General features: G+C 61.9%; 27 protein-coding genes. 17 read left to right on the forward strand and 10 right to left on the reverse strand.

Annotation, left to right across the window (positions count from 1 at the left end):
• Positions 1–224: 224 nt before the first annotated feature.
• A complete protein-coding gene (locus BLW80_RS19350; protein ID WP_093759253.1) occupies positions 225–1,286 on the reverse strand; it encodes a class I SAM-dependent methyltransferase in 1,062 nt (353 codons plus the stop codon).
• Between the two features lie 212 nt (positions 1,287–1,498).
• Here BLW80_RS19350 and BLW80_RS19355 point away from each other — a divergent pair, with 212 nt between their 5' ends.
• Positions 1,499–2,416: an alpha/beta hydrolase gene (locus tag BLW80_RS19355; protein ID WP_093759254.1), complete on the forward strand. Its 918-nt coding sequence runs from the start codon at positions 1,499–1,501 to the stop codon at positions 2,414–2,416.
• A gap of 119 nt (positions 2,417–2,535) precedes the next feature.
• Here the strand turns inward: BLW80_RS19355 and BLW80_RS19360 are convergent, their stop codons facing one another.
• Positions 2,536–2,721: a hypothetical protein gene (locus BLW80_RS19360; RefSeq protein WP_170849737.1), complete on the reverse strand. Its 186-nt coding sequence runs from the start codon at positions 2,719–2,721 to the stop codon at positions 2,536–2,538.
• A gap of 270 nt (positions 2,722–2,991) precedes the next feature.
• On the opposite strand from BLW80_RS19360, the gene BLW80_RS19365 reads away from it, so the two are divergent.
• The 8 genes from BLW80_RS19365 to BLW80_RS19400 all read left to right on the forward strand — a co-directional run bounded on the left by BLW80_RS19365 (position 2,992) and on the right by BLW80_RS19400 (position 8,938).
• Positions 2,992–3,792: a FadR/GntR family transcriptional regulator gene (locus tag BLW80_RS19365; RefSeq protein WP_244528344.1), complete on the forward strand. Its 801-nt coding sequence runs from the start codon at positions 2,992–2,994 to the stop codon at positions 3,790–3,792.
• On the forward strand, positions 3,782–4,279 hold the full coding sequence (locus BLW80_RS19370; protein ID WP_231077871.1) for a 2,4'-dihydroxyacetophenone dioxygenase family protein: 498 nt from the start codon (positions 3,782–3,784) through the stop codon (positions 4,277–4,279). The genes BLW80_RS19365 and BLW80_RS19370 overlap by 11 nt, the downstream gene beginning before the upstream one ends.
• Positions 4,280–4,296: 17 nt before the next feature.
• Entirely contained in the window at positions 4,297–5,055 is a 759-nt protein-coding gene (locus tag BLW80_RS19375; RefSeq protein ID WP_093759962.1) for an SDR family NAD(P)-dependent oxidoreductase, read from the forward strand.
• 116 nt (positions 5,056–5,171) lie between these two features.
• Positions 5,172–5,993, forward strand: coding sequence for an ABC transporter permease (locus tag BLW80_RS19380; protein WP_244528345.1), 822 nt, complete (start codon positions 5,172–5,174; stop codon positions 5,991–5,993).
• Positions 5,990–6,796: an ABC transporter permease gene (locus BLW80_RS19385; protein ID WP_093759256.1), complete on the forward strand. Its 807-nt coding sequence runs from the start codon at positions 5,990–5,992 to the stop codon at positions 6,794–6,796. Before BLW80_RS19380 ends, BLW80_RS19385 begins: the two co-directional genes overlap by 4 nt.
• Positions 6,793–7,551, forward strand: coding sequence for an ABC transporter ATP-binding protein (locus BLW80_RS19390; protein ID WP_092138834.1), 759 nt, complete (start codon positions 6,793–6,795; stop codon positions 7,549–7,551). The genes BLW80_RS19385 and BLW80_RS19390 overlap by 4 nt, the downstream gene beginning before the upstream one ends.
• Complete coding sequence (locus BLW80_RS19395) at positions 7,548–7,880, forward strand: hypothetical protein (RefSeq protein WP_093759257.1); 333 nt, start codon at positions 7,548–7,550, stop codon at positions 7,878–7,880. The genes BLW80_RS19390 and BLW80_RS19395 overlap by 4 nt, the downstream gene beginning before the upstream one ends.
• A 2-nt stretch (positions 7,881–7,882) precedes the next feature.
• Positions 7,883–8,938 (forward strand): ABC transporter substrate-binding protein, encoded by a 1,056-nt coding sequence (locus BLW80_RS19400; protein ID WP_093759258.1) that lies wholly within the window; start codon positions 7,883–7,885, stop codon positions 8,936–8,938.
• Positions 8,939–9,063: 125 nt separating this feature from the next.
• Here the strand turns inward: BLW80_RS19400 and BLW80_RS19405 are convergent, their stop codons facing one another.
• From BLW80_RS19405 to BLW80_RS19425, 5 genes are all read right to left on the reverse strand, one after another.
• Positions 9,064–9,810, reverse strand: a complete 747-nt coding sequence (locus BLW80_RS19405) for an SDR family NAD(P)-dependent oxidoreductase (RefSeq protein ID WP_093759259.1) — start codon at positions 9,808–9,810, stop codon at positions 9,064–9,066.
• 134 nt (positions 9,811–9,944) lie between these two features.
• Positions 9,945–10,862: an MBL fold metallo-hydrolase gene (locus BLW80_RS19410; protein ID WP_093759260.1), complete on the reverse strand. Its 918-nt coding sequence runs from the start codon at positions 10,860–10,862 to the stop codon at positions 9,945–9,947.
• A 155-nt stretch (positions 10,863–11,017) separates the two neighbouring features.
• The gene (locus BLW80_RS19415; RefSeq protein WP_093759261.1) at positions 11,018–12,223 is read right to left on the reverse strand and encodes an NAD(P)/FAD-dependent oxidoreductase; all 1,206 of its coding nucleotides are present in this window, start codon (positions 12,221–12,223) and stop codon (positions 11,018–11,020) included.
• Positions 12,224–12,345: 122 nt separating this feature from the next.
• A complete protein-coding gene (locus tag BLW80_RS29950; protein WP_139285859.1) occupies positions 12,346–12,675 on the reverse strand; it encodes a hypothetical protein in 330 nt (109 codons plus the stop codon).
• Between the two features lie 101 nt (positions 12,676–12,776).
• Entirely contained in the window at positions 12,777–13,721 is a 945-nt protein-coding gene (locus BLW80_RS19425; RefSeq protein ID WP_093759263.1) for a helix-turn-helix domain-containing protein, read from the reverse strand.
• A 479-nt stretch (positions 13,722–14,200) separates the two neighbouring features.
• Here BLW80_RS19425 and BLW80_RS19430 point away from each other — a divergent pair, with 479 nt between their 5' ends.
• Both BLW80_RS19430 and BLW80_RS19435 read left to right on the forward strand, forming a co-directional pair.
• The gene (locus tag BLW80_RS19430) at positions 14,201–15,046 is read left to right on the forward strand and encodes a tetratricopeptide repeat protein (RefSeq protein WP_093759264.1); all 846 of its coding nucleotides are present in this window, start codon (positions 14,201–14,203) and stop codon (positions 15,044–15,046) included.
• A 40-nt stretch (positions 15,047–15,086) separates the two neighbouring features.
• Entirely contained in the window at positions 15,087–15,563 is a 477-nt protein-coding gene (locus BLW80_RS19435; protein WP_139285860.1) for a hypothetical protein, read from the forward strand.
• Between the two features lie 115 nt (positions 15,564–15,678).
• Here the strand turns inward: BLW80_RS19435 and BLW80_RS19440 are convergent, their stop codons facing one another.
• A complete protein-coding gene (locus BLW80_RS19440) occupies positions 15,679–16,053 on the reverse strand; it encodes an Imm63 family immunity protein (protein ID WP_093759266.1) in 375 nt (124 codons plus the stop codon).
• A 189-nt stretch (positions 16,054–16,242) separates the two neighbouring features.
• On the opposite strand from BLW80_RS19440, the gene BLW80_RS19445 reads away from it, so the two are divergent.
• Positions 16,243–16,476: a hypothetical protein gene (locus BLW80_RS19445; protein ID WP_139285861.1), complete on the forward strand. Its 234-nt coding sequence runs from the start codon at positions 16,243–16,245 to the stop codon at positions 16,474–16,476.
• Positions 16,477–16,505: 29 nt separating this feature from the next.
• On the opposite strand, the gene BLW80_RS19450 is transcribed toward BLW80_RS19445, so the two are convergent.
• Complete coding sequence (locus BLW80_RS19450) at positions 16,506–17,525, reverse strand: arsenate reductase/protein-tyrosine-phosphatase family protein (RefSeq protein WP_093759268.1); 1,020 nt, start codon at positions 17,523–17,525, stop codon at positions 16,506–16,508.
• 150 nt (positions 17,526–17,675) lie between these two features.
• Between BLW80_RS19450 and BLW80_RS19455 the strand changes: the two genes are divergently transcribed.
• The 4 genes from BLW80_RS19455 (at position 17,676) to BLW80_RS19470 (ending at position 19,972) form a co-directional block, all read left to right on the forward strand.
• Positions 17,676–18,113, forward strand: coding sequence for a lipid-binding SYLF domain-containing protein (locus tag BLW80_RS19455; protein WP_068731288.1), 438 nt, complete (start codon positions 17,676–17,678; stop codon positions 18,111–18,113).
• A 300-nt stretch (positions 18,114–18,413) separates the two neighbouring features.
• Complete coding sequence (locus tag BLW80_RS19460) at positions 18,414–19,118, forward strand: sensor histidine kinase (RefSeq protein WP_093759269.1); 705 nt, start codon at positions 18,414–18,416, stop codon at positions 19,116–19,118.
• Between the two features lie 324 nt (positions 19,119–19,442).
• A complete protein-coding gene (locus BLW80_RS19465; protein ID WP_068731389.1) occupies positions 19,443–19,661 on the forward strand; it encodes a hypothetical protein in 219 nt (72 codons plus the stop codon).
• A gap of 122 nt (positions 19,662–19,783) precedes the next feature.
• Positions 19,784–19,972 carry a hypothetical protein gene (locus tag BLW80_RS19470; RefSeq protein WP_068731284.1) on the forward strand — a complete coding sequence of 63 codons (189 nt, stop codon included), beginning with the start codon at positions 19,784–19,786 and terminating at the stop codon, positions 19,970–19,972.
• A 67-nt stretch (positions 19,973–20,039) separates the two neighbouring features.
• On the opposite strand, the gene BLW80_RS19475 is transcribed toward BLW80_RS19470, so the two are convergent.
• Positions 20,040–21,014, reverse strand: a complete 975-nt coding sequence (locus tag BLW80_RS19475; protein ID WP_093759965.1) for a VOC family protein — start codon at positions 21,012–21,014, stop codon at positions 20,040–20,042.
• Positions 21,015–21,223: 209 nt separating this feature from the next.
• On the opposite strand from BLW80_RS19475, the gene BLW80_RS19480 reads away from it, so the two are divergent.
• On the forward strand, positions 21,224–23,086 hold the full coding sequence (locus BLW80_RS19480) for a tannase/feruloyl esterase family alpha/beta hydrolase (protein ID WP_170849738.1): 1,863 nt from the start codon (positions 21,224–21,226) through the stop codon (positions 23,084–23,086).
• The last annotated feature ends 77 nt before the right edge of the window (positions 23,087–23,163 follow it).

Consider the following 23,163-nt stretch of genomic DNA (forward strand, 5'->3'; position numbering starts at 1 on the left):
CCAATCCGCCAGTAGCAGCAACCGTAGCCGGGGTGTCGCTCCGCGCGTCCGATTGAAAACTCCGCATATTACGCGACGTCTTATAATCGAGAGATTTTTGCAGCGGCTCCTTTTCGAATCTGCAGCGCTCCTGTCGACAGGTGACATCAATCCAGAGCGACGCCGCCCCTAGAAGCCGCATTTCCCGCGGCATCCGGGTCGCTCCGCACCGTTGATCTGATCGATCAGGAACGTACTTCGAAGATCATATTGAAAGGCGTCTCAGTCGCGCGGCGGAAGCGCTTGAATCCTGCCTCAGTCGCGACCTGACGCAATTTGCTTTCACCTGCCTGGGCACCGAGCCCCAAGCCCACCTCCTGAGAGAGCGACGCAGGCGTACAAATGAATGTCGAGGCGTGATAGAAAATGGACCCGATCGGGTTGAGATTATCCTTGAGATTGTCATGAGCGAATGGCTCGACGATCATCCACGACCCGTCTTTGGCCAGTGTTTCCTTGACATGCTTGCCCGCACCAACGGGGTCGCCCATGTCATGCAGGCAATCGAAGAACGCGACCAGATCGTAGTCTTTTGCCGGAAAATCCTTGGCACTGGCCTGCGCGAATTCAATTCGGTCTCCGACCCCCGCTTCCTGGGCCAGGACCTTCGCGCGATCGATCGAAGGTTTGTGGTAATCAAACCCGAAGAACCTGGATTTGGGATACGCCTGCGCCATCACGATGGTCGAGGCGCCGTGGCCGCATCCGACATCGGCCACCTTGGCGCCAGCTTTCAATTTGGCTTCGACGCCTTCGAGCGTCGGAATCCAGTTTGAGACGAGATTGGCGTTATAGCCCGGCCTGAAGAAGCGTTCGGTGCCCGAGAAAAGGCACTTCGAATGCTCATGCCAGCCAACGCCCTTCCCTGTTCGAAATGCTTCGGCGACCTTGGGTTCGTCGAGATAGGTGGACTGCACGACATCGAATGCACCGGCGAAGAAAGCTGGCGACCCCTCCTCGGCGAATGCCATCGCTTGTTCGGCCGAGAGCGAGAACGCGTTTTTCTCAGGGTGATAATCGATGTAACCAGAGGCGGCCTGGCCGGAGAGCCACTCGCGGACATAACGCTCATGCAGGCCGGTCTTCTTGGCAAGCTCCGAAGGCGTGAAGATATCTCCATTCGCCATTGCCTTGTAGAGGCCGAGGCGATCGCCGAGCAGTATACTGGCACCGCCGAGTGAAATGCCGAGGTCGTTGACCAGCTTTCCTACGAGTGCGTTCAGCTTTTCAGGATTTGGTTCACGCATTGCAGCATCCTCCACTTTGTGAAGAACAGCCCTCGCTCTAGTTAAGCACGACTGGCGAATTACAAGTGGGAGCCGAGCGCCACGCGATGTCAGATTCAGAATTATGCGGAATTGTCCGCTGCTGGCGCAATCCCCGCGTTCCCTCTAGACTTGCTTCTGCGAAGTTTTGAAATTGCCGCTCGATTTTCACGAATTTTCGGGGGAAAGTATCCTTGGCCGAAAGTGGGATTGCGAATATTCGCGCAGTACTGTTGTCAAAGCCCCGCCCGGTCGGGTGGGATCAGCGCCGGCAGCGACTTGACGAAGTCGGGTCGATCTGGCCGGTGGCCGACGATGTCGAGCTGCGGACTGTCGATTGCGGAAATGTCGCGGGGGAATGGTCCTTCTCACCGGGGGCAGATACGACGCGCGTGCTTCTGTATTTTCATGGCGGCGGTTTTTGTTCGGGATCAATCCTCAGTCATCGACGCCTCGTGACAGAGGCGGGGCGGGCTGCTGGCATAAGCACCCTGGCGATTGACTATCGGCTCGCGCCGGAAAACCCGTTTCCTGCCGCTCACGACGACGCGATGAGCGCTTGGCGATATCTGCGCCAGCAGGGCATAAACGCCAGCAATATCGTAGTTGGCGGTGACAGCGCTGGCGGCAATCTCACAATTACCCTGATCAACGCCTTGCGCGGAGCCAATGAAGAGTCGCCGGCATGCGCTTGGCTTATTTCGCCCTGGACCGATCTTTCAATGTCCGGGACGACGCTGCAAAGCAAGGATCAGATCGATCCGATCATCCACCGTGGCTACCTCGAGGAACTGGCTGACGCCTTTGCTCCGGCATCGCTCGACCGCAGGAGCCCGTTTCTGTCTCCGCTGTTCTCGGACCTCATCGGATTTCCACCAACACTCATTCAGGTCGGGTCAGCCGAAACTTTGCTCGCAGACTCGACGCGTTTCGCGGAGGCTGCCGCGATAGCCGACGTCGCGACGACGTTGGAGGTATGGCCCGACATGATCCATGCATGGCCTCTGTGGAATGGCGGTCTTACAGACGCAAGGTTGGCGCTCAGGTCAGCTGGACAATTCATCAAGCATCAATTGTCTGATCTAGTTCAAATCAGTTCCAAGTCTTCGTGATTCATGATTCTTCACTCTGACATCGGAGGGAGTTCGCCGCATCGCAGGACATCAAGGCGCCATTGCCGCCACGACACTACGGACGGCACTGCGCGCATTCGCAAGGCGGCATCGCAACCTCAGCTCTGATGCGGGCCTTGCATGATTTTCATGGCATCCTTCACGTGGCGCCACTCGTTTGCTTCTTCCACCTGCCCCTTTTGCTCGCATGTCAGTGCATTCTGAGCGGCATGAGCGATGGCCACGGCGCCGTGCCGATCAAGCATCTGCCGGGCGATGGTGTGGACTTGAGTCTCGGACATCATTTGCTTTCTCCTGATTTTCACGAGCCAAAGAAAACTGGTCCTGCTGAAACCGAACCGGCCCGGTGTCTCTGAAAACGGTGGAACAGCCAATCTCGTTCCCGGAACAGGCGTCTATCGCCACCGCTTTGCCACGAATTTCAAACTCGAATTGCGATCGGGCAAAGCATTGTGCGCCGCAAATCAATCATCCGATGTTAAACATCGGATGATTGCATTCGCTCTGAAAACGTGAGATAGGCCACTGAGCAAACAAGCGGGGAAAGAACACTCGTGGCACGAAGTCCTACGAAATCGCTGGAGCGGGGAAGCAAGCCAGGCCGTATCAATTCGGTCTTGACCACGCTCGGCTGCGAAATCGCGCAGGATATTATCCCGATTGGCGCAACCCTCCCCCCAGAGCCGGAACTGGAGGCGCGCTTCGGTGTTGGGCGCGGCGTCATCCGGGAAGCGATCAAAACCCTTGCTGCGAAAGGAATGGTCAGCGTGCGTCCGCGTTACGGTACGCACGTCTTGCCGCGCCGCGACTGGAGCCTGCTCGATCGCGATGTGCTGGGATGGCTGGTCGGCGGCGGCGAACCGGACCGCGATCTTCTGATGGCCATTCAGGAAGTCCGACTGATCATCGAGCCGGCAGCAGCCGCGCTCGCGGCAACGCGGAGCACCAAGCAGGACAGGTTACGCATCGAAGCCGCGCTGGTCGGCATGGAAACCTCGCACGATCAGGAAAGCGCCATCAAGGCGGACAAGGCATTCCACCTCGCCATTCTAGATGCGACGCATAACCCCGTGTTGCAGGGTTTTCGCGGCGCCATCGATACCATTCTGAGCGCGGTATTTCTTGTCGCGGTCGGCAGCCCCGGCTGGTTCGAAGACAATCTGCCAAACCACGCGGCCGCTGCGCGCGCGATTTCCGCGGGTGATGCAAAGAAGGCCAAGACCGCCATGGAACAGGTGCTTGGCTACACGCAATTCAAACTCTCGAAGCGTCGCGCGACTGCGACGCCTGAAGGCATAACGCGGGTCTCAACCGCGACGGCGAAAAAAAGAAAGAGGAAGCCCCATGTATCGTGACATGATTGGATCGACGCACGTCCTTGCATCGCCGGAAATCGCCGTCGTCGCCATTCCCGAGGACGAGCGCGTCTGGGTGCCGCAGGCGCCGGATGTCTGGTTTCGTCCGCTGATGCTGAACACACGACAGGGGCAGTGGTGCAATCTGCTGCGCGTGCGACGCGCCGGCGTGCTATCGCGACATCTGCATCCCAATCCGGTGCACGGCTTCGTGTTGCGCGGCAAGTGGTTCTACCGCGAACACCAGTGGGTGGCGACGGAAGGCTCCTACGTGTTCGAGCCTCCGGGTGAGATCCACACGCTGGTCGTCCCAGAGGACGTTTCCGAGATGATCACCTTCTTCAACATCCAGGGATCGATGCTGTATCTCGATGAGAACAACAAGCACGTCGGCTATGAGGACGTCTTCACCAAGATCGATATGTGCCGCGCCCACTACGAGTCCGTCGGCCTTGGCCGTGACTACGTCGACCAGTTTGTGCGCTGATGGCAGACGGAGCCAACATGATCGAGGAGATTCCGTCGGCCGCATGGGCGTCGATCTGGTATGCGGGAAAACGCGTGCTGGTGACGGGCGGAACGTCAGGGATCGGCGCGGGCCTCGCGCGCGGCTTCGTTGAGGCCGGCGCGGAGGTCATCGCGACCGGCGTGAATGCTGCGGAGATCGAGCGGGCACGTTCGGATTCGGTGTTGCGCGAGGCTCAGGCACATCAGCTCGACGTTCGCGACGACAGCGCGATCAAGTCCCTTGTCGGCTCGCTCGGCGAGCTCGACGTGATCGTCAATTGCGCCGGCGTCATTCGTCGCAGCGAAGAACTCGACCCCGCGGTTTTCCAGTCGGTGGTCGATATCAATCTCAACGGCACCATGCGGATGTGCGCCGCCGCGCGGCCACTGCTGGCGCGCTCCAAGGGCGCGATCGTCAATCTGGCATCCATGCTGTCGTTCTTCGGCGGCGGTCTCGTTCCCGGTTATGCCGCCAGCAAGGGCGGTATTGCACAACTGACGAAATCGCTGGCGATCGCCTATGCGAATGACGGCATTCGCGTCAACGCGATCGCGCCAGGCTGGATCGCGACGCCGCTGACGACCGATCTGCAGGCCAGCCCGGAACGTAGCCAGGTCATTCTGGGGCGCACGCCGTTGGGCCGTTGGGGCAAGCCATCGGACCTCTTGGGTGGCGTGCTCTATCTGTGTTCGCCGACGGCATCTTTCGTGACGGGGACGATCCTCGTCATCGACGGCGGATATGCCGTGACGTGACCAGGACGGCGGCGAAGTGCCGCCGTTCGCAGACGAGATTTGAGTACTAAACTGCGTAGCCGAGAGCCTCGCAGATAAAAATAAAACGGCCAGAACGCTGGTCAAAGGGAGGTCGCGTGCTCGTTGCGCCCGGTCAAAAAGTGCGGTCCCGCGTCGCCTGGCGCGGCATGAACTCGCTGGTGGGCGCAGCCTTGTTCGTGGCGCCCTTGCTGGTGCTCGTCGCCATCTGGGCGATCGTGGTCCCGCTGTTCAATGTCAATCCGCGGATTTTCCCCTCGGTCGGCTCGGTTGCCGAAGCAGCGGTTGCCGCGATCGGCGATGGCTCACTCATCCGCCATATCGGCGCGAGCATGCTGCGTGTCGGACTGGGCACGTTTCTCGGCGTGCTCGTCGCTGTTCCGCTTGGCGTCGCCATGGGCGTGAGCCCTGCGGTCTCGGCGTTCCTGACGCCGCTGTTTCGCTTCTTCTCGGTGCTTGCCGGCATCGCCTGGATACCGATTGCAACATTGTGGTTCGGCTACGGCTTCGGCGCCATCATCTTCGTGATCTTCAACGCCGTCTTCTTTGTGGTCGCCTACAACACGCTGCTCGGTGTCTCCACCATTCCGATGACGATCCGCAATGCGGCCGCCTCGCTCGGTGCCGGACGATGGGCCTTGCTTACCGAAGTGCTGCTGCCGGGTGCGCTCCCCAATATCGTGACAGGCGTGCGCACCGGGCTCGGCTTCGCGTGGCGCGGCCTGATCGCGGCGGAGATGATCGCGACCAATGTCGGACTTGGCTACATGCTGTTCGTCGCCCGTGACTTCTATCGCACCGAAGTGATCGTGCTCGGCATGATCGTCATCGGCGTGTTGTGGCTATTCATCGACCGGTTGCTGCTCGTTCCGCTGGAACGCGCGACGATCGAGCGATGGGGACTGGTGAGGCGCACATGAACATTGCACTGAAATTCTGGAGCGGTTACGTGCGCACGACGCATCGGTGGCCAATTATCGCGACCATCGTGCCGTTTATTCCCGTGGTGGCGATCTGGAGCATTGTCGCCAATTCAGGCATGTTTCCGCGCGCCTTCTTCCCGGCGCCGGTGGATGTGATACGGTCGTTCATCTCCCTCACCTACAAGGGAATTCTGCCGGACTATCTGCAGGACAGTCTGATCCGGCTGCTGTTCGGTGCAGCCATCGGCGTCGCGCTGGGCATTCCGCTCGGCATCCTGATCGGCTCCAGCCGCCTCGCGCATCGCATCTGCTGGCCAGTGCTGCTGTTCTTTCAGGCCATCGGCGACATTGCATGGCTGCCGATCCTGCTGATCTGGTTCGGCTTCGGCCTCACCACCATGACCTTTGTCATCGTTTACACCGTGCTGTTCCCGATCGTGCTGAGCACCGTGCTCGGCGTGCAGTCGGTGCACCGCGATCTGGCCCGTGCGGCGCAGAGCCTCGGCGCGTCGCCGATGCGGGTATTGTGGGAAGTGACGCTGCCCGGTGCGTTGCCGAATATCATTACCGGCCTGCGCAACGGCCTCGGCTATGGCTGGCGCGCGCTGATCGCGGTGGAGATCATCGTCGGCACCAGCGGCATCGGATTCATGATGTTCGATGCACGTCGTGCCGGCTCAACGGTCGAGATCCTGCTCGGCATGATCGTTCTCGGCACTCTTTGGTACATCGTCGATGCCTGGATCCTTGCGCCGATCGAGCGCGCAACGGGCCAGCGGTGGGGATTGGTTACGTCATGAAAACGTTGTCGCTCAAGAATCTTCGCAAGACCTATTTCGATCCCTATGCGGGATCGCAGGTCACCGCCGTCCAGGACGTCTCGCTCGACGTCGAGCAGGGCGAATTCGTCTCCGTCGTCGGTCCCTCCGGCTGCGGCAAAACGACGATCCTGAACATGATCGCGGGCTTCATCCCCTATACGGGCGGTGAAATCCTGATTGACGGTAATCTCGTCAAGGGACCGGGTCCGGATCGCGGCGTTGTTTTCCAGTCGTTCGCCCTCTTCCCGTGGAAGACGGTGCTGGAGAATGTCGGCTTCGGCCCGAAGATGCGGGGCGTACCAAAGGACGAGCGCGACCGCACTGCTCGGGAATATCTCGCGCTCGCCGGTCTCTCGCATGCCGCGGATCGCTACCCGAACGAATTGTCCGGCGGCATGCAGCAGCGCGTCGGCGTCGTCCGCGCATTGGCCAACAATCCGGCCGTGCTGCTGATGGACGAGCCGTTCGCCAGCGTCGATGCGCAGACCCGCATGACACTGCAGGAGGAGCTGACGCGTATCTGGCAGGAGCGCAAGCCGACCGTCATTTTCATCACACACGATGTGGCGGAGGCCGTGTTCCTCGCCAACCGCGTCGTCGTGCTGTCCAAGGGCCGCGTGCTCGATCAGATCAAGGTCGATCTGCCGCGTCCGCGCGTCTGGGATCAACTGATCGAGGATGAAACGTTCAAGCGTCTATCGGCGCAGGTGCTGCAAATGGTGCGGGCCGCATGAGCATCGCGCGAGATGTCATTCGTTCGACACGCGGGCGTGTGGTGCTCGCTGTCATCACCGTGTGGGCCGCGTTTCAGGGCTGGCTGAGCATCGAGGCGCCGGGCAAGATCTCCAAGGAGCTCGCCGGCGCGTCCGACAAGGTCAATATCCAGATCGATATGCCGTTTACGCCCGAGCGTTTTCACGTTCTGGCGTTTCAGAAGTATGGGCGGATCGCCGGAGCTGACGATCATTCCATCGGACTAAGGGGTGTGAAACGAACGGACCTCAACGCGGTTGCCCGGCCTTACTGGGTCACGAGCGTGGGGCCAATCAAGGAGGAGGACTGATTTTGAAACGCATATTATGGGCCTTAACCGCCGTGATGCTGGCTTGCGTGCCCGCACAATCGCAGACATTGACGAAACTGAATGTCGGCATGGTCAGCGCCATCGACATGCTGGCGATCCCGGTGGCGCTGGAGCGCGGTTACTTCGAGAAGCAGGGTCTCGATGTCACCATTGCGCGCCCCTACGCAACCGGCGTTGATGCGCTGAATGCGCTGCAGGCTGGCGAGACCGAGATCCTGCAGGTCGGCGTTCCGATGATCGGCGCCGTGTTGCGCGGCATGGATCTCGTGGCGCTCGGCAATTACAGCGGCAGCGCCACCAAGTCCGGTTCGGATGCGACCATGGCGATCATCGCCCGTGAGGGATCGGGCATCGTCAAGGGTGACCTCAAGAGCCTCAAGGGCAAGAAGATCGCGACCTCCTTCGGCACCATCAACCATCTCTATATCCTGGCACTGCTGGAAAAGGCCGGGCTCAAGCCCGACGACGTCCAGCTGGTCAACACGCCGCCGCCGGATATGACGGTCGCGCTGCTCGCCAAGGGCATCGATGCGTTTTCCGGCTGGGATCCGTGGCCGATCATCGCGCAGAAGGACGTCCCCGGTGCCTTCGAAGTGATCCGCGGCGGTGATGTCATCGCCTATCTCGGCTATGTCGTCTCGCTTCGGTCCTGGGTCGAGAAAAATCCGGAATCGACGGAGAAATTCCTGGCCGCGACCTCACAGGCCGACCAGTGGATGCGCAAAAATCCCAAGGCCGCCGCGCAGATCGGCACCCGCTGGATTCCCGGCCTGAAGCCGGAGATCGCCGAAGCCGCCATGGAATTCAATGTCCAGCAACTTGATCGACGTCTTTCGGCAAATAGCTACAAGGCACTCTGGAGCGCGCAGGACCGGCTTCAGCGGCTGGGCGTGCTGAAGGCGACATTCGACGTCAACAAGAACATCGACGCCAAGCCGATGCTGAACGTCATGAAGAAGCATCCCGAACTATTCGCCGATCTGCCACCCATTCCGGCGGACGTCGCGCTCGGGCCGGACTTCACGTTCAAGCCATGAATAAAGGAGGCGGTCTGCCCAATTGCGGACCGCCTTTCTTCAGATCGATGCATCATTCGAAAACACTAGCCAGCAGCGTCGCGCTTTTGCGACTGGCTCACGTTTTCCCGCAACGTCAACTGCAACTAAGCCAGTCCCAGGCCGCCATCAACAGCAACAACCTGGCCCGTCATCCATTCCGAAGCGGGACTTGAAAGCCTCACGATCCATTCCGCCAGGTCGTCAGGAACGCCGCGCCGCCCGAGCGGTATGCGCGCACGCTCCTGCTCCTTGATTGCCGCAGCCTGTTCCAGGGAGAGCCCCATCATGCCAGTCAGCGCGCCTGATTCCGTAGGCCCCGCCGCCACGGCGTTCACGCGTATGCCGAGTGGTGCAAGCTCCAGCGCCCAGCAGCGGGTCAAATGCTCCAAAGCCGCCTTGCTGGCGGCGTAATGAGACAGTCCAGCCACCGGCTTGTGGCCGAAAGTGCTCGAGACATTAACGATCGTGCCCCGTGTTGCCTTTAGGTGAGGAAGAGCAGCAGAGGCGAGGAGACTTGGGCCGAGCACATTGACGGAGAAAATGTCCACGATCCGATCGGCTGTCGCGTCTGCCAGCGGAAGGATGGCGCCTGCGCCCGCGTTGTTGACCAAGGCATCAACCCTGCCCCAAAGATCGACCGTCTTGGCGATTGTGCGCTTGGCATCTTCGGCGGAGGCTGCATCCGCCACCATGCCGGCTATGTTCGCATGCTCGGCAATCGTTTCTTCGATAGGGCCTGGGCGACGACCCGTCACGAACACCTTGTTGCCTTCCCTTGCGAAGCGCAGCGCCGCCGCCTTCCCTATGCCGGAGCTGCCGCCCGTTACAATCACGACCTTTTCACTCTGCATTTTCAATCTCCTTCTTGCCAAGATGACGCGGCTTGGCCCCACGACTCTGCAGTCCATCTGAATCGGCGCTGCTAAAACCAGGGCGCGCTCTCATTAGCGAAGAGGGCGCGCCCCGGTCCTAACCCGGCAAACGATCAGTAGTCCCAGGAGATCGGAACCCAGCGAAACGCGTCGCCATCGATCGCCACGTGGCCGGCGGACGGGAATGGCAGATGGGTCGCGACCAACAATTCGCCTGTTGCCGCCAGCTCCCGCAACAGACGGGTCCGAACGCGCGCTGCTTCTTCGGGGTCGTGCTCGAAACCGTTGTGCCAATCGGGTTGGTCAAACCCGACCGTGAACACGGCGTCGCCGGCGAAGGTCAGTGCGTCACCGCCGGATGCCAGGCGGACGACACTGTGTCCAGGCGTGTGGCCGCCGGTCCGACGCACGATGACTCCCGGCGCCAGTTCGTGCTCATCCGTGAATGTCCGAAAATGCTTTCCATATTCGGCCATGAACCGCTTGGCGGTCGCCCGCAGCGCGTCCGGGAATCCCGGCGGCATTTGGGTGTGAGAGAAATCAGGCGCTTTCCAAAACTCGACCTCGGCGGCAGCGACGTGGATCCGCAGATCCGAACGTAGTTGATCCTTCACCCCTTCGACGAGAAGTCCGCCGATATGGTCCATATGCAAGTGCGTCAGCACGATATCGGTGACGCATGCAAGATCGATCTCGGCAGCGGCCAATCGCTGGATCAGTAGTCCGGCCCGCGGCAAATGCAGGTCCGGGTCCAATCCCAACCCGGCGTCGACAAGAATGGTCTGCTCGCCACTCTGCACGACGACGACGTTCAGCGGCCAGTCGAAAGCGTCCGGCGGCAGGAACATGTCGCGCATCCAGGCGGCCCGGACGGCGGGGTCTGCGTTATGTCCCAACATGGAGGTTGGGAGTGGCAACACGCCATCGCTGACCACCAGCACGTCGATGTCGCCGATCTTCACTGCATAGCGCGAGGGGACCAGTTCGTTACGCCCCGACTTGACGGGGGCAGATGTCGTATCAAGGTTCATGTGTTTCTCCTTCTGAGCATTTTGCTGGGTATTTTGCTGAGTGTTTTTCCGAGTGGCTTGAATCGTCTGTGCCATCTGTGAGTCCTCCTGGTTGATCGGTTGCGAGAGCTGGCCGCGCTCCGGCATGGAGCACGGTCCTTTCTTGTGTGGAGCGGCTAGACTTCGGTCACATGCTCCGGATCGGCCGAGGCGAGAGCGGCGGCACGCTCGGGCTTCGGCGGATAAATCCAGACGGTGTTGATTTCCTTCTTGGTCTTCTTGGCGACGTCGCCAACCATCTCGACCTTGCGATCCCAGCCGCGCGTGAACAGTGCGCCGGCTTCGCCGAGGTCGAGGCAGGTGACGTAGCCCTTCTGGTGATATGGCCTGGTCGCCATGCGCAACAATTCGGCGGCGGCATTGTTGCCGGCAAAGGCGCCCATCCGCGTCGCATGCTGACACGACATCAGCGCGTAGTTGCCGACATCGTCGCTGGCCGCTCTGGCGGCATCGCCAGTGGCGAAGACGCCGGGCACCGAGGGTACGCGCAAATCGCGGTCGACCAGCAGCCGGCCGAAATTGTCGCGCTCGGCGGGGATCTGCGTGGTCAGCGGCGCGGCGCGAATGCCTGCCGCCCAGATCACGGTCTCGGTTTCGATACGTTCGCCGTCGGACAGTGTGATCCCGGATGCATCCAGCGAGGCAACGCCGGCACCGAGCCGGGTCTCCACACCGAGCTTGCGCAGCGCCTCCTCGATGATGGGACGCGGACCCTCGCCCATGTCGGGGGCGATCGCACTGTTTCGTTCGACAATGATGACGCGCGGCTTGGCATCCTTGCCGAGGATCGTGCGAAGCCGCGCCGGGATTTCGGTCGCTGCTTCAATTCCCGTGAAGCCGCCGCCGGCTACGACGATGGTGTCGCGTCCGCTCGACGCCGGCCGATCGGCCAGGCCGTGCAGATGCTTGTCGAGCGCGATCGCATCGTCGAGATTGTCGACGCTGAAACCATGCTCCGCGAGGCCGGGAATATTCGGACGAAACAACCGGCTTCCGGTCGCCACGACCAGCCGATCGTATGACAGCGACTGTCGCTTATTGTTGGCGGTCGCGACCTGCACGATGCGGGATGCGGTGTCGATCGTCTCGGCGCTGCCTTTGATATAGACGACGTCGACGGCCTTGAGGACGTCCAGCAAAGGCGCCGTCAAGGTTTCGGGCTTCGGCTCATAGAGCCGCGGGCGAATGACCAGTGTCGGCTCGGGTGCGACCAGCGCGATCTCGAGCTCTTCGGGCGAGACGCCCTTGATGTCGCGCAGGCGGGCTGCGGACAATGCGGCGTACATGCCGGCGAAGCCGGCGCCTATGATGACTATTCGCATGTGATGTTCTCCTTGGGTTTAAGTTGCTCGGCAGTACGCGCGTCACCGCCGCCGCTTCTCACCTGCGGCAAATTTGTTGCGATCAACGATGACGCGAAGACGGGAAACGACGAGGTGAGCCCCTATGGAGGGGTACAGTCCAGCATCGACGCCAGTTGCATGGGACGTTCACATTCGGCGCGGCAGATTCGCGGAACCAGCGGCCGGTCACGATGAAAGATGATCGGCTGTGCGAACGTCAGCGGCCGGTCGTTCAAAGCCTGGATGTCATCGCTCACGATGATGGACAACGAGGGGGTGCTGTCTTGGGCGGGCTGCGCTGGCTTCTCGGCCTCTTCGCCCGTCGATGTCGTCAGTCGAATGGTCAGTGAAAGTCCATATATCAGAGAGCTCGTGACGACCCTCCGTCGCGGTATCATTGCAAGTGGGTCGACGAAGGTCTTCCAGGCCATTGTCTGTCTCCGTCCGTTATTGGCGTGGGCACGGTGATGATCTAGCTGATCGGATCTGCAACTGCCCCAGAGCGATTGACGTACCTGTCGAGAGATTGCGGCTAACGCGTCCGTCGGCGCCAATCGCTGGGACTTTCGCCGGTCAGCTTCCTGAACGCCGCTGCGAAGGCCGTCTGCGAGGCATAGCCAAGCGCCGCAGCCACCGACACGACCGATGCGTCGGTGTCGCGCAGCATGTTCATGGCCTGCTCAAGCCGGTGTTGGCGCAACCAGGCATGTGGCGAAAGCCCGGTGCTTTCCTTGAAGGCGCGGCAGAAGTGAAAACGCGACAGGCCGGCATCCGAGGCCAGGGCGGAGAGAGAGACGTCTGTATCGCTGTCCGAGCGCAAACGTTCGATGGCACGTAGCAGCGTCTTCGGCGCCAGCCCGCCCATGGTCTGCTGGAACGTGGTTGGCGCGCCGGTATGCGCAGCCAGCAGGCGCGTGGCCAGTAGATCCGTCACTTGCTGCCTGAACAGGGCATCCAGGGCCGCATTGCCCTCCAGGACGTCCGCCGCACTTATGAGCAACCGCGATGTGATGGGATCGGGATGCGCCGTTCGCTCCAGAAGGTCGCCGGGAGCGGCGATGTCGGCTTCGTGGGCAACGCGCTCGAGTATTTTGTGCGGAAGATAGAGCTGAACGACATCGACAGGTTTCGGAATATCCCATCGGGAGCTTGATCCTTCTGGAATGATGATCACAACACCGGGACGAAACGTTCCAATCGCAACCGATCTTCCCGACCGCCGCTCCATGCGCTGCATCGAACCGTTGTAAGCCATGATGACGTGATGGGTCATCGGCTCGACGACGTCGTGCAATGGCTCATGTTTCCAGTGGGTGATTCCGGCACCGGAGGAATCCAAAGCCATATGAAATGGTGTGGTCCCGAGCACGCGGGACATCTCCGCACCGGCAGAACGCCGCTCGGCATGGGACGGAGTGTCCTGGGGCGCCTCAGATGCGGCTGCCGGGTCATTCGAACGATCGTGAGGCTTGGTCATGGACGTGTACCCGCATCAGGCATTCGTGTGCGTCCGATGAGACCCGTACCGCCCATGACGATAATCCTCATGACTTTCCTCCGATTGTTCGGGCCATCCGTGGCCTTGCTCCTGAAAGCACTGCCAGAATGCGCGCATACGGGCCGGAAAGCCTTGTAGGCACCTTGAATTGCCGTTGAGTTTTCCTTGGCTTCTTGTGCAATCGACGCGCGGACGTGCAGTTTTCATTCAAAAATGAGTGCCTGGACGCCGATCAGCCCGAGCTCAAGCGAGGCGCCCGAACTCGTCGCTGCTGGACCGAAGCCGTTCGATCTGCTGCTCTTTCCGGTCCCGAACAATGCCCCGAAGCGGAAACCGAGGATCCAATCATCGCTGATGAACTATTTGATCTGCGACCCCGACCAAGGGACAAATGAGCGTCCGGGGAATGGCGGTCGGGTATCCCGGCTGCTCCGGACAAGGTGAGGAGACCACATGCGATGCAGATGCGCTTCTCAACATACCGGTTGTTCGCATGCATGGGCGTGGTGCTTCTCGCCGGGTTGCCGGGAGGGGCCGCCGCAGACGAGTCGGATTCCTGCATAAAGCTGTCGGATGACCTCGCGGTCGCGGGGTGCACGCGCACCATCGACTCGCACCAATACACGGGTCGAAGCCTCGCGCGGGTCTATGCGCGTCGCGGCGGGGCGTACCGGGCACAGGGCGACCTCACCCACGCCATGGCGGATTACAACGAGTCGATGCGGATCGATCCGACCTATCCGTCTGCCTACAACAATCGCGGCAACGCTTGGTACCACAGCGGAAAATTCGATCGGGCCATCGCAGACTATAACCAGGCGATCCGGCTCGATCCGAAATATGGCTACGCCTACGCCAACCGCGGCAGCGCCTGGGGCGCCAAGGGCGACTTCGACCGGGCCATCGTGGACTTCGACCAGGCGATCCAACTCGATCCGAAAGATGCTGAAGCCTACTACAACCGCGGCAGCGCCTGGAGGGGCAAAGGTGACCTCGATCGGGCCATCGCGGACTACGATCAGGCGATCCAGCTCGATCCGAAACATGGGGCTGCCTACGTCAACCGCGGCAACGCCTGGGGCGCCAAAGGCGATTTCGACCGGGCCATCGCGAACTTCAACGAGGCGATCCAGCTCGATCCGAAAGATACCAAAGCCTATTACAACCGCGGCATGGCGCGGGAGATGAAACGCAGTCTGAAAGAGGCATTGGCTGACTTCAAGATGCACGCGCGACTCGCTCCGTCCGATCCGGACGGCCAGAAGGCTCTGAAGCGCGTATCGAAAGAATTGAGCGCAATATGACGGGGCGGCGCTGACATGGCTTGATGTCTGGAAGTGGCACATGCCAAGCGTCATGCCTCCGACGTCTCCCATTCCCGCACCACCGATGTCCCGCGTCTCACGATGCCTGATCGACATCGGGCGCATGATCGTCGGCCTGATCGCGGCGATTGTCATCGCGCCTTTGGCCATGGGAATTCTGCTGCAGCTCAGCCTTCGGCCCACCGATGGACTCGCCGCGCATCTCGGCGCGGTCGTCCCGACGGCTCTGCTGACTCTCGTTTTCGGCGTGGCGGGTTCGTTCAAGGCCGCCGTTTTTATCGCCGTGCCTGGAATCCTCCTGGCGCGATGGGCCCGGATCATGTCGCCCGCGATGTGCATGATCGGCGGCGCCATCACCGGCGGCGGCTTCTTCGGCATCAGCGCCTCCGTTGGCTCCTCACTGCCGACCGAATGGGGGCTGATCGGCGCAGCGGCCTGCGGCGGAAGCGTTGCCGCGCTCGCTTACTGGTGGCTGGCGGAGCGTCACATCCGGTGACCGTCGCAACACCGCCAACGAGAACAATTGGCCTGTTTTGGATCGACCGACATAACAAAGCCTGTCGCGCCGCCCATTGCTCACATCACGCCTGCTTCCGAGCGATGCATGTCGATCAACGCCCGTCGACATAAGGATGCCGCGAGAGGATATCATCGAGTCCGGCGCGGCAGCGATCCGCCCATGCAGGATCAAGCCGGCCCAGCAATGCGAGCTGATGCGCAAAACGCAGGCGCCTAATATCGCCGGCGTTGGAATTGCGGTGCATGAGTTCATAGGTTCCGGCCATCGCCGAGGTGATGGTCTCAAAAGTCCAGTACATCAGCTCATCTAGATCGTCGGTGGTCCGCATGTCGTATCGCTCGCCGCGTTCGACGAACATGTAGTGGAAGTGCCCGTCATGCTCGATCAGCGCACGGCCGGAATCGACATGCCGATACCCCGGCAGCAGCTCCTCGGGCGCATGGATGCGTGCGGTAAGCACGCGCATGCGGTGATCGACTTGCTCAAGGGGTGTCAAGGCAGCGGCCTCGTGATTAGCCAATGCGGCCGTGGGACGGTGGCGATAAGTCGGGATAACTGCGCACCAGGTTCACTCAGACAGAGGGCACCAGACGGCAGCAGCACGCCTGAACCCGATCTTCGCGCGCGCCGACATATTGGACGAGGAGCCATGTCGATGTCCGAGCCGAGTCCCCTTCTGGAATTCACCATGCAGGCGCTGGCATCAAAGCCGGAAGAGCGTGGCATTCTGTTTTCCGTCATACTGACATTCACCGTCGGCATCGCCATTGCCGCGATATGGCCGTTTGGCGGCACGCCGGCCGACGTCCAGACCGGCTATGGGATCGTGGTGGTGGCGGTCGGCAGCGGCGTGTTGCTGGTGAAGTGGTTCTTTCACAGCATCAATTGATGCTGTCTTCGCGGTTCGCGGCGTTGGCCTTACGCCACGCCCGCGCGATGCACGCACGGCGCAAACGGATCGACCGCCCACGCCTCGCCGGATTTGAGCCACGCGCGGCTGATATCGAGCCAATCCGCCAGCGGCAGCAACCGGAGACCAGAGGGCGTTGCCCAGCCCTGCGACTCCGTCACGAACGGCGCATCGTCATGAGGGCGGCGCACGATCTGGACCACATGCGTGATCCCGCGTGGACGCGGATGGTTCGCGGCCCATGCTCCACTACCCTGTCGCAAGCCGATCGTTGCAAAGCGCGGCAGGCTGTCGAGATCGATCCGATCGCCTTCGAGAATAAACCCGGTGCGGGCCTCGATGACCTCGATCATGCGATCGGACCAGGTCGAAATCCCGGCAATCTCACCGGCGCTGAAGATGCCGCTTCTGGATGCATCATTCATCGCTTGCATCGCGCTGGACAGCAGCAGCGCAGCCCAGCCGGAGCAATCGATGACCGGCGGATCCCACGCAAGTCCTTCGGACTTGACGCCGCCTTTATAGCCGACCTGCCCCACATGGCGCTCGACGAGTTGCCACATGGCGGGAGCGATCAGGCTCGTATGGGGAGGTTCAGCCAGCTCACGCACCAGACGCGCGACATGCGCTTTCAGCTCGCCCAGCGCGACGTCGGGAGGCGCCACGTCGATGTCATGCACGTGCCAATAGGTCACGCGATCTTCCCAGCCCGGAAAGCGCTCCGCCAGCAAGGTGCGGTGCTCGGCTTCCTTCACGGCCACGACCATATCGGACGCTTCCAGCGCATCATGCGTACAGACCGCCGGCATCCGCGACGCGCCAAGGGGCGCAATGCCATCGACGGACAGTGCGTCGATGGTCTGCCGCGCCATCGGGCCGACATTGTCCTTGCCCCGCTCGATGGCCAGGGCGTGAGACGTCGCCTCCCAGTCCAGACCGGCACGGCGCGCCAGGTGATTGAACAGTTCTTCCGCATAGCGGCTGCGATAGTAGTTGCCGGTGCAGAGGAAGAGGACGGTCCTGGCCATGGCCGAGTGTGTTTGGTCGGGCCTGCATTTGTCAATTGCAGCGCCCTCGCCGCCCGCGCAGCGCCGAAGGCCCATGGACCCCGCAACCATTTTACTGGATTGTGCCGGCCTCGCCTTGCGCCAACGAATCATCCCTCGGAGGACACCCCCATGTCGCGCTCGCTTTTCCGCACCACCCTCGTCGCCGCCCTCGCCTTGATCGGCGCAAGCCTGTCCTCCGCGGCTTTCGCCGATAGCGGCACGATCCGCATCAATGTGCTGAAGGGCGGCTGGTTCATCGGCGCGTCGGGCGGTTCGGGCACGCTGACCTTTCGCGGGCGGACCTATCCGCTGTCGATCGGCGGCTTGAGCGCGGGCCTCGTCTTCGGCGCGTCGCAGACCTATCTGTCCGGCCGCGTCAGCCGCATCAACAGCCCGGGCGATGTGGCCGGCGTCTATGGCGCAGGCGGCGCGGGGGCTGCCGTCGGCCGCGGCGTCAGCGCCATCGTGCTCACCAACGAGAAAGGCGCGCTGCTGGAACTCAGCGGCCGCCAGACCGGATTGATGGTTAATGCCGATCTCTCGGGCCTCGCCATCTCGCTGAGGTAAGCGGCGAGCCCATAAGCGGAGCGCTACGGCGCGTTTCAAACATGACGAACCGTTCTTTGCGGAATACCGGACCGTGGCCGGCGACCGCGTGCGCTGGCTGCGCGCCGACGGCAACTGCCGCGCAACGCGGATGCTTGATTCGATGGTGGAAATCTCGCGGCGGAAGCCCGATCAGCGGTCGACCGTCCACCAGTCCGTAGTCAGCCCGGTCGCCTGTGGCCCGTTCCGAACGCACATGGGCAGGTCAGCTGGCAATACCTTCGCAATATACGACGCTCCGCCAACCTGTTACTACGGGGAATGACCATTCCTTTGCCGCGCTCGATCGAGAACGAGCCTGACTATCTCAAGGAACTGCTCGCGAAGGCTGGCGTCGATGCGCAGGCGCTCGCCATCGCGGCCAAGCTGCAGGAAGTGGTGATCGGTGAACTGCATCACCGCGTCAAGAACACCCTTGCCATCGTGTCGGCCATTACATCGCAGAGCCTGCGCACGGCCGGCAGCCTCGAAGAAGCTGCCAAGACCATCGGCGATCGCCTGCAGGCGCTGGCGGTGGCGCAGGATCTCCTGATCCGCGAGACCTGGACCGGTGCGAGCTGCCGTTCGCTGATCGAGAGCGCGGTGCGCGCATTCCAATCCAAGAGCCTCGATCAGTTCACGATCACCGGCGACACCCTCGCCATCTCGTCCGGGCCTGCCATGTCGCTGTCAATGGTGATCCACGAGCTCTGCACCAATGCCACCAAATATGGCGCGCTGTCCACGCCGGCCGGCCGCGTCACGATCTCGTGGTCAACGACGCAGGATACGCCGAAGCGCTTCATCCTGCGCTGGATCGAAAGTGGCGGACCGCCGGTGATCGAACCGTCACGGAAGAGTTTCGGGAGCCGTCTGATCGAACAGGCGCTGCCCGGGCAACTGCAGGGCGAAGCACGCCTGCGCTTCGATCCCGATGGCCTCAGTTGCGAGGTCAACATTCCGCTCAGCGTCATGCAGGAACGCTAGGCGCGAGTGCCACGCAGCAAGCCTGCGCAAGAATGACTGAGCGTTAGTTAAACACCACATTCAGAAAGCCGCAGCATCATCGATCGCGCGAATGTGCACGCGATGTCACGCCGGTTTCACAAATCCTGAAGATTTTTGCACTGCGTTTTATTCGAATGCGCAAGTCGTACTGCGCGTGGCGGGATGTCGCGCAACACCGCGTGAAGGTTCACGCCCGCACTTCAAAACAATGTCACCAGCCGTCATCCACGTTTCATCGCACGGGCCAAGATACGCCCCAATGCGCCAGCATGGTCCGCGCAGCTCGAGACGACGGAGTGTAGCATGACAACCGACCCGACACCGAAGTTCGACGCAAACTATGTGGCCACGCTGCGCCAGGTACTGGATATCGCTGTGCAGCAGATCGCCGTGCAGCATCGTACGCCGGCGACGAAGGCGATGATGGCGGAGACCATCGTGCGCCATGCGGCCGGCGGCATCACCGATGCCCATGCGCTCGTGTCGCACGCCGTGACCGCAGGCGCGAACGGCGCGCCGTAACATCGCTGCGCAATCTTTCGCGACGCGAAAAGCGGGAACTGCCACGTATTTGATGGCATGCCGCCACGTCTTCGCCAAACCGGACAGCGAAGTTCCATCGAAGCCGATGGAAAACGATACCGATGATTATGTCAGAAAATTATTTCAGAGACCGCGCGGACGATTGCAACCGCCTCGCCCGCGAGGAGAGCGATCTGGAAATGCGCGGCATGCTCTGCGATCTCGAACTGGATTATCGCGCCAAGGCGCTCCATGCTGCAGCCCACGGCTGGCGCGACGCGCCGCGGTATTTCGAATTGGCTGAGGCGTGAGGTTAGCTGTCATTTCGGGCGCGAAGCGGCGCCGTCAGGCGACGGTCGCGAACCCGACCGCCAGGGGTTACGCTTTCACGAGCCGCACCTGAGTGCCCCAGGGATCGGCGATCGCAACGCCATCTGCGATCGACTCGCCTGACAGGCCCGCTGCCGCCAGGCGGCGCTTGCGGTCGGCCATCACGGCATCATCGGCAATACGGAGCGAGAACCAGGCCAGCCCGGTCTCCTGCACATTGCGCGGACCGCTGCCCGCGCTCTGCCATGTGTTGATGCCGATGTGGTGATGATAGCGACCTGACGACAGAAAGGCGACACCCGGCCGCCCGAGCCGCGTCGGCTCCATCCCGATCAGCCCCTCATAAAAACTGCGACCGCGCGCGACGTCGCCGACGCGCAGATGCATGTGGCCGATACGCAGCGCCTTCGGCGCGGTGTGATACTGATCGCGAGTCGTGTCCGTCTGCGCCACGATGTTGTCGATGTCGAGCTGGTCGGTCCCCATGGTGACGGTGTCGCCGGTCCATTTCCACGCCGATGGCGGCCGGTCCGAATAGACCTCGATGCCGTTGCCCTCGGGATCGGTGAGATAGGAGGCTTCGCTGACATGATGGTCGGCAAAGCCATCGAACGGCGTGCGCGCCAGCGCGGCATGGACCAGCCAGCGCGCGAAATCGGCACGGCTCGGCATCAGGAACGCGGTGTGAAAAAGCCCGGCGGTGGTCTGCGCTTCCAGTGGCGCATCGGGCCGATGGATCAGATGCAACAGCGCCACGCCATCGACGCCGAGCACGACCTCGGTCTTGTCCGCGCTGATGGTGTCGAACTTCAGCAGGTCTATGTAATAGGTCCGCATCTTGCCGAGGTCGCGGACGCGCAGCGCCGCGGCGCCGATACGCATCGGCGTCTGCTGCGCGAAGGGGAGCGCAGCCGACGCGGCCGCGCCGAGATCGACACCGCCCTCGGCACGCACCGCGCCCATCAGCGCGGTCTGGCTGGCAGCAAAGGCGGCGAGCTTCATCACCTGTCGGCGCGTGGTCATGCGGGGGTCCATGGCGGCAGAAGGGGTTCAAGAGCGGATCATTGTGGATAGCAGGCGACCGCACGGGGTCAAATCACATCGCTGTAGGCCCAATCCACGGGGCCCTTTTTAACATAATGTTACGTTCCGACATCGTTTTGGTAGTTGATCGCAGAGGCGAAGTGAGGAGAACTCACCCCAACTCAAAAATAAAACAGACGGGAAACGCCATGTCGACAGCCCCCCACATCATCCATGATGACAACCGCGCGCGTGCCGTCGTGACGGCGCTGGCCTTGTTTGCTGCGTTATGCGGCACCACCGCCCCCGCTTCCGCACAGCAGCTCGCCTGCGACGACGGAATCAAGACTGCATTTCATCCCGATGAGGCCACCACCGTGGTGGCCGTGCGGGCGATCAAGAAGGGCGAGGAACTGGTCGCACAGGATTCGCCTCGCCCGATCACCATGGCGGCGGACATGTGCCTTGTGAAGCTTCTGGTCGGGCCAGGCTTCACGGCGGAAAAGGACAAGACTGCGCGCTCCTGGTCCGAGGGCATCGGCATCGAGGTCTGGCTGCCAACACCGGCGAACTGGAATACGCGCATCCGCAATTACGGCGGCGGCGGCTGGGTCGGCGGTGGCCATCGCACTGTCGACAAGATCGGCAGCAAGGTGCCCGCCCTCGTCAACGCCAATATGGGTTATGCCTCGGGCACCACCGATGCAGGACAACCCTGGTATCAGGACGGCTCCTTCACATTCCTCTCCGACGGCAAGGTCAATGCCGAGGCGTTCCGCGACTTCTCGGTCCGCGCCATGGTGGAGCAGGCCGTCAAGACCAGAGCGCTCGTCACGCTCTATTACGGCAAGGCGCCGGCTTACGCTTATTACGATGGCCATTCGCAGGGCGGCCGGCAGGGCATGAAGATCGCCCAGGACTATCCCGAGCTCTATGACGGCTACATGATCGCGCAGCCGGCGCTCAACATCCCGCAATTCGGCACGGCCGCGCTGTATCCGCAGATCGTGATGAAGACCGAACTCGGCTTCACAGCGCTCGACAAGCCGAAAGCCACCGCCTTCGCCGCCAAGATCGACGCCGCCAATAAACGTGCCCTCGCCGCGTGCGACAAAGCCGGGATCGGCTTCCTGCTCGATCCGTTCGCCTGCGATTACGATCCCGCGCGCGATGCCGCAGCTCTCTGCAGCGGCGAGGCTGGCCAGGGCGTCACCGGCAGCAATGCCGATGCGGCAACCTGTATGAGCCTGAAGGAAGCGATGGCGCTCGACAGGATCTGGTTCGGCGCAACGCCCGATGGCAGCTATGACGCCGCGCAAAGCTCCGACAGCCGCAGTGGCAAGGTGCTCGGCACGAAACAGGTGTGGTGGGCCTTCACCAGGACCACGGCGATCGGCAGCCAGATCACCGGTACAGCCGCCGGCAGCGTGGCCCTGGCCCTGCAGGACGTCCGCTACGCCGCCGATGCCAGCGCCACCAACCCGTCGGACATTCCGTTCAACAACGGCTCGACCACCGAACGTAACAAGTGGCAGGAGCTCAGCTATGCCGATCTGGCCGATACGGTGAACAAGAACCTTGCCCTGCAACCCACCCTGTTCAGCAATCTCGGCACCGACAAGGCGGATCTCGGCAAGTTGCGCGATCTCGGCCGCAAGATCATCGTCTATAGCGGCCTCGTCGATGACGCGATCCCGCCCGCCGGCAATGTCAACTATCACGAGCGCGTCGCGGTGCAGATGGGCGGCCACGCGGAGGTGCAGAAGTTCATGCGGATGTATCTGCTGCCCGGCTCGGCCCACAGCTCGCAGGGCCGGGCCTATACGGTCAGCGGACAGAACGATTCCGTGCCGCTGCCGAAACTGCCGGGGAATGCCAACCAGACGCCGACGCGCGAGCAGGATCAGTTCTTCACCGCGCTGACGGACTGGGTCGAGAAAGGTGTGGCTCCCGGCGAGATCGCACTGACGTCGCGCGACAGCAAGTTAAGCTATCCGGCTTGCGTCTATCCGTCGCGGACAGTGTGGAATGGTGGAGCAGTGACACAGGCGGCGAGTTTCGGCTGCAAGTAGCTGTCATTCCGGCGGCGCGAGAGCGAAAGCTCTCGCCTCTCGTTCGTCATGGCCGGATTTGATCCGGCCATCCGCAA

The sequence above is a fragment of the Tardiphaga sp. OK245 genome (assembly GCF_900108575.1).
In the GTDB taxonomy this organism is placed as follows: Bacteria; Pseudomonadota; Alphaproteobacteria; order Rhizobiales; family Xanthobacteraceae; genus Tardiphaga; species Tardiphaga robiniae.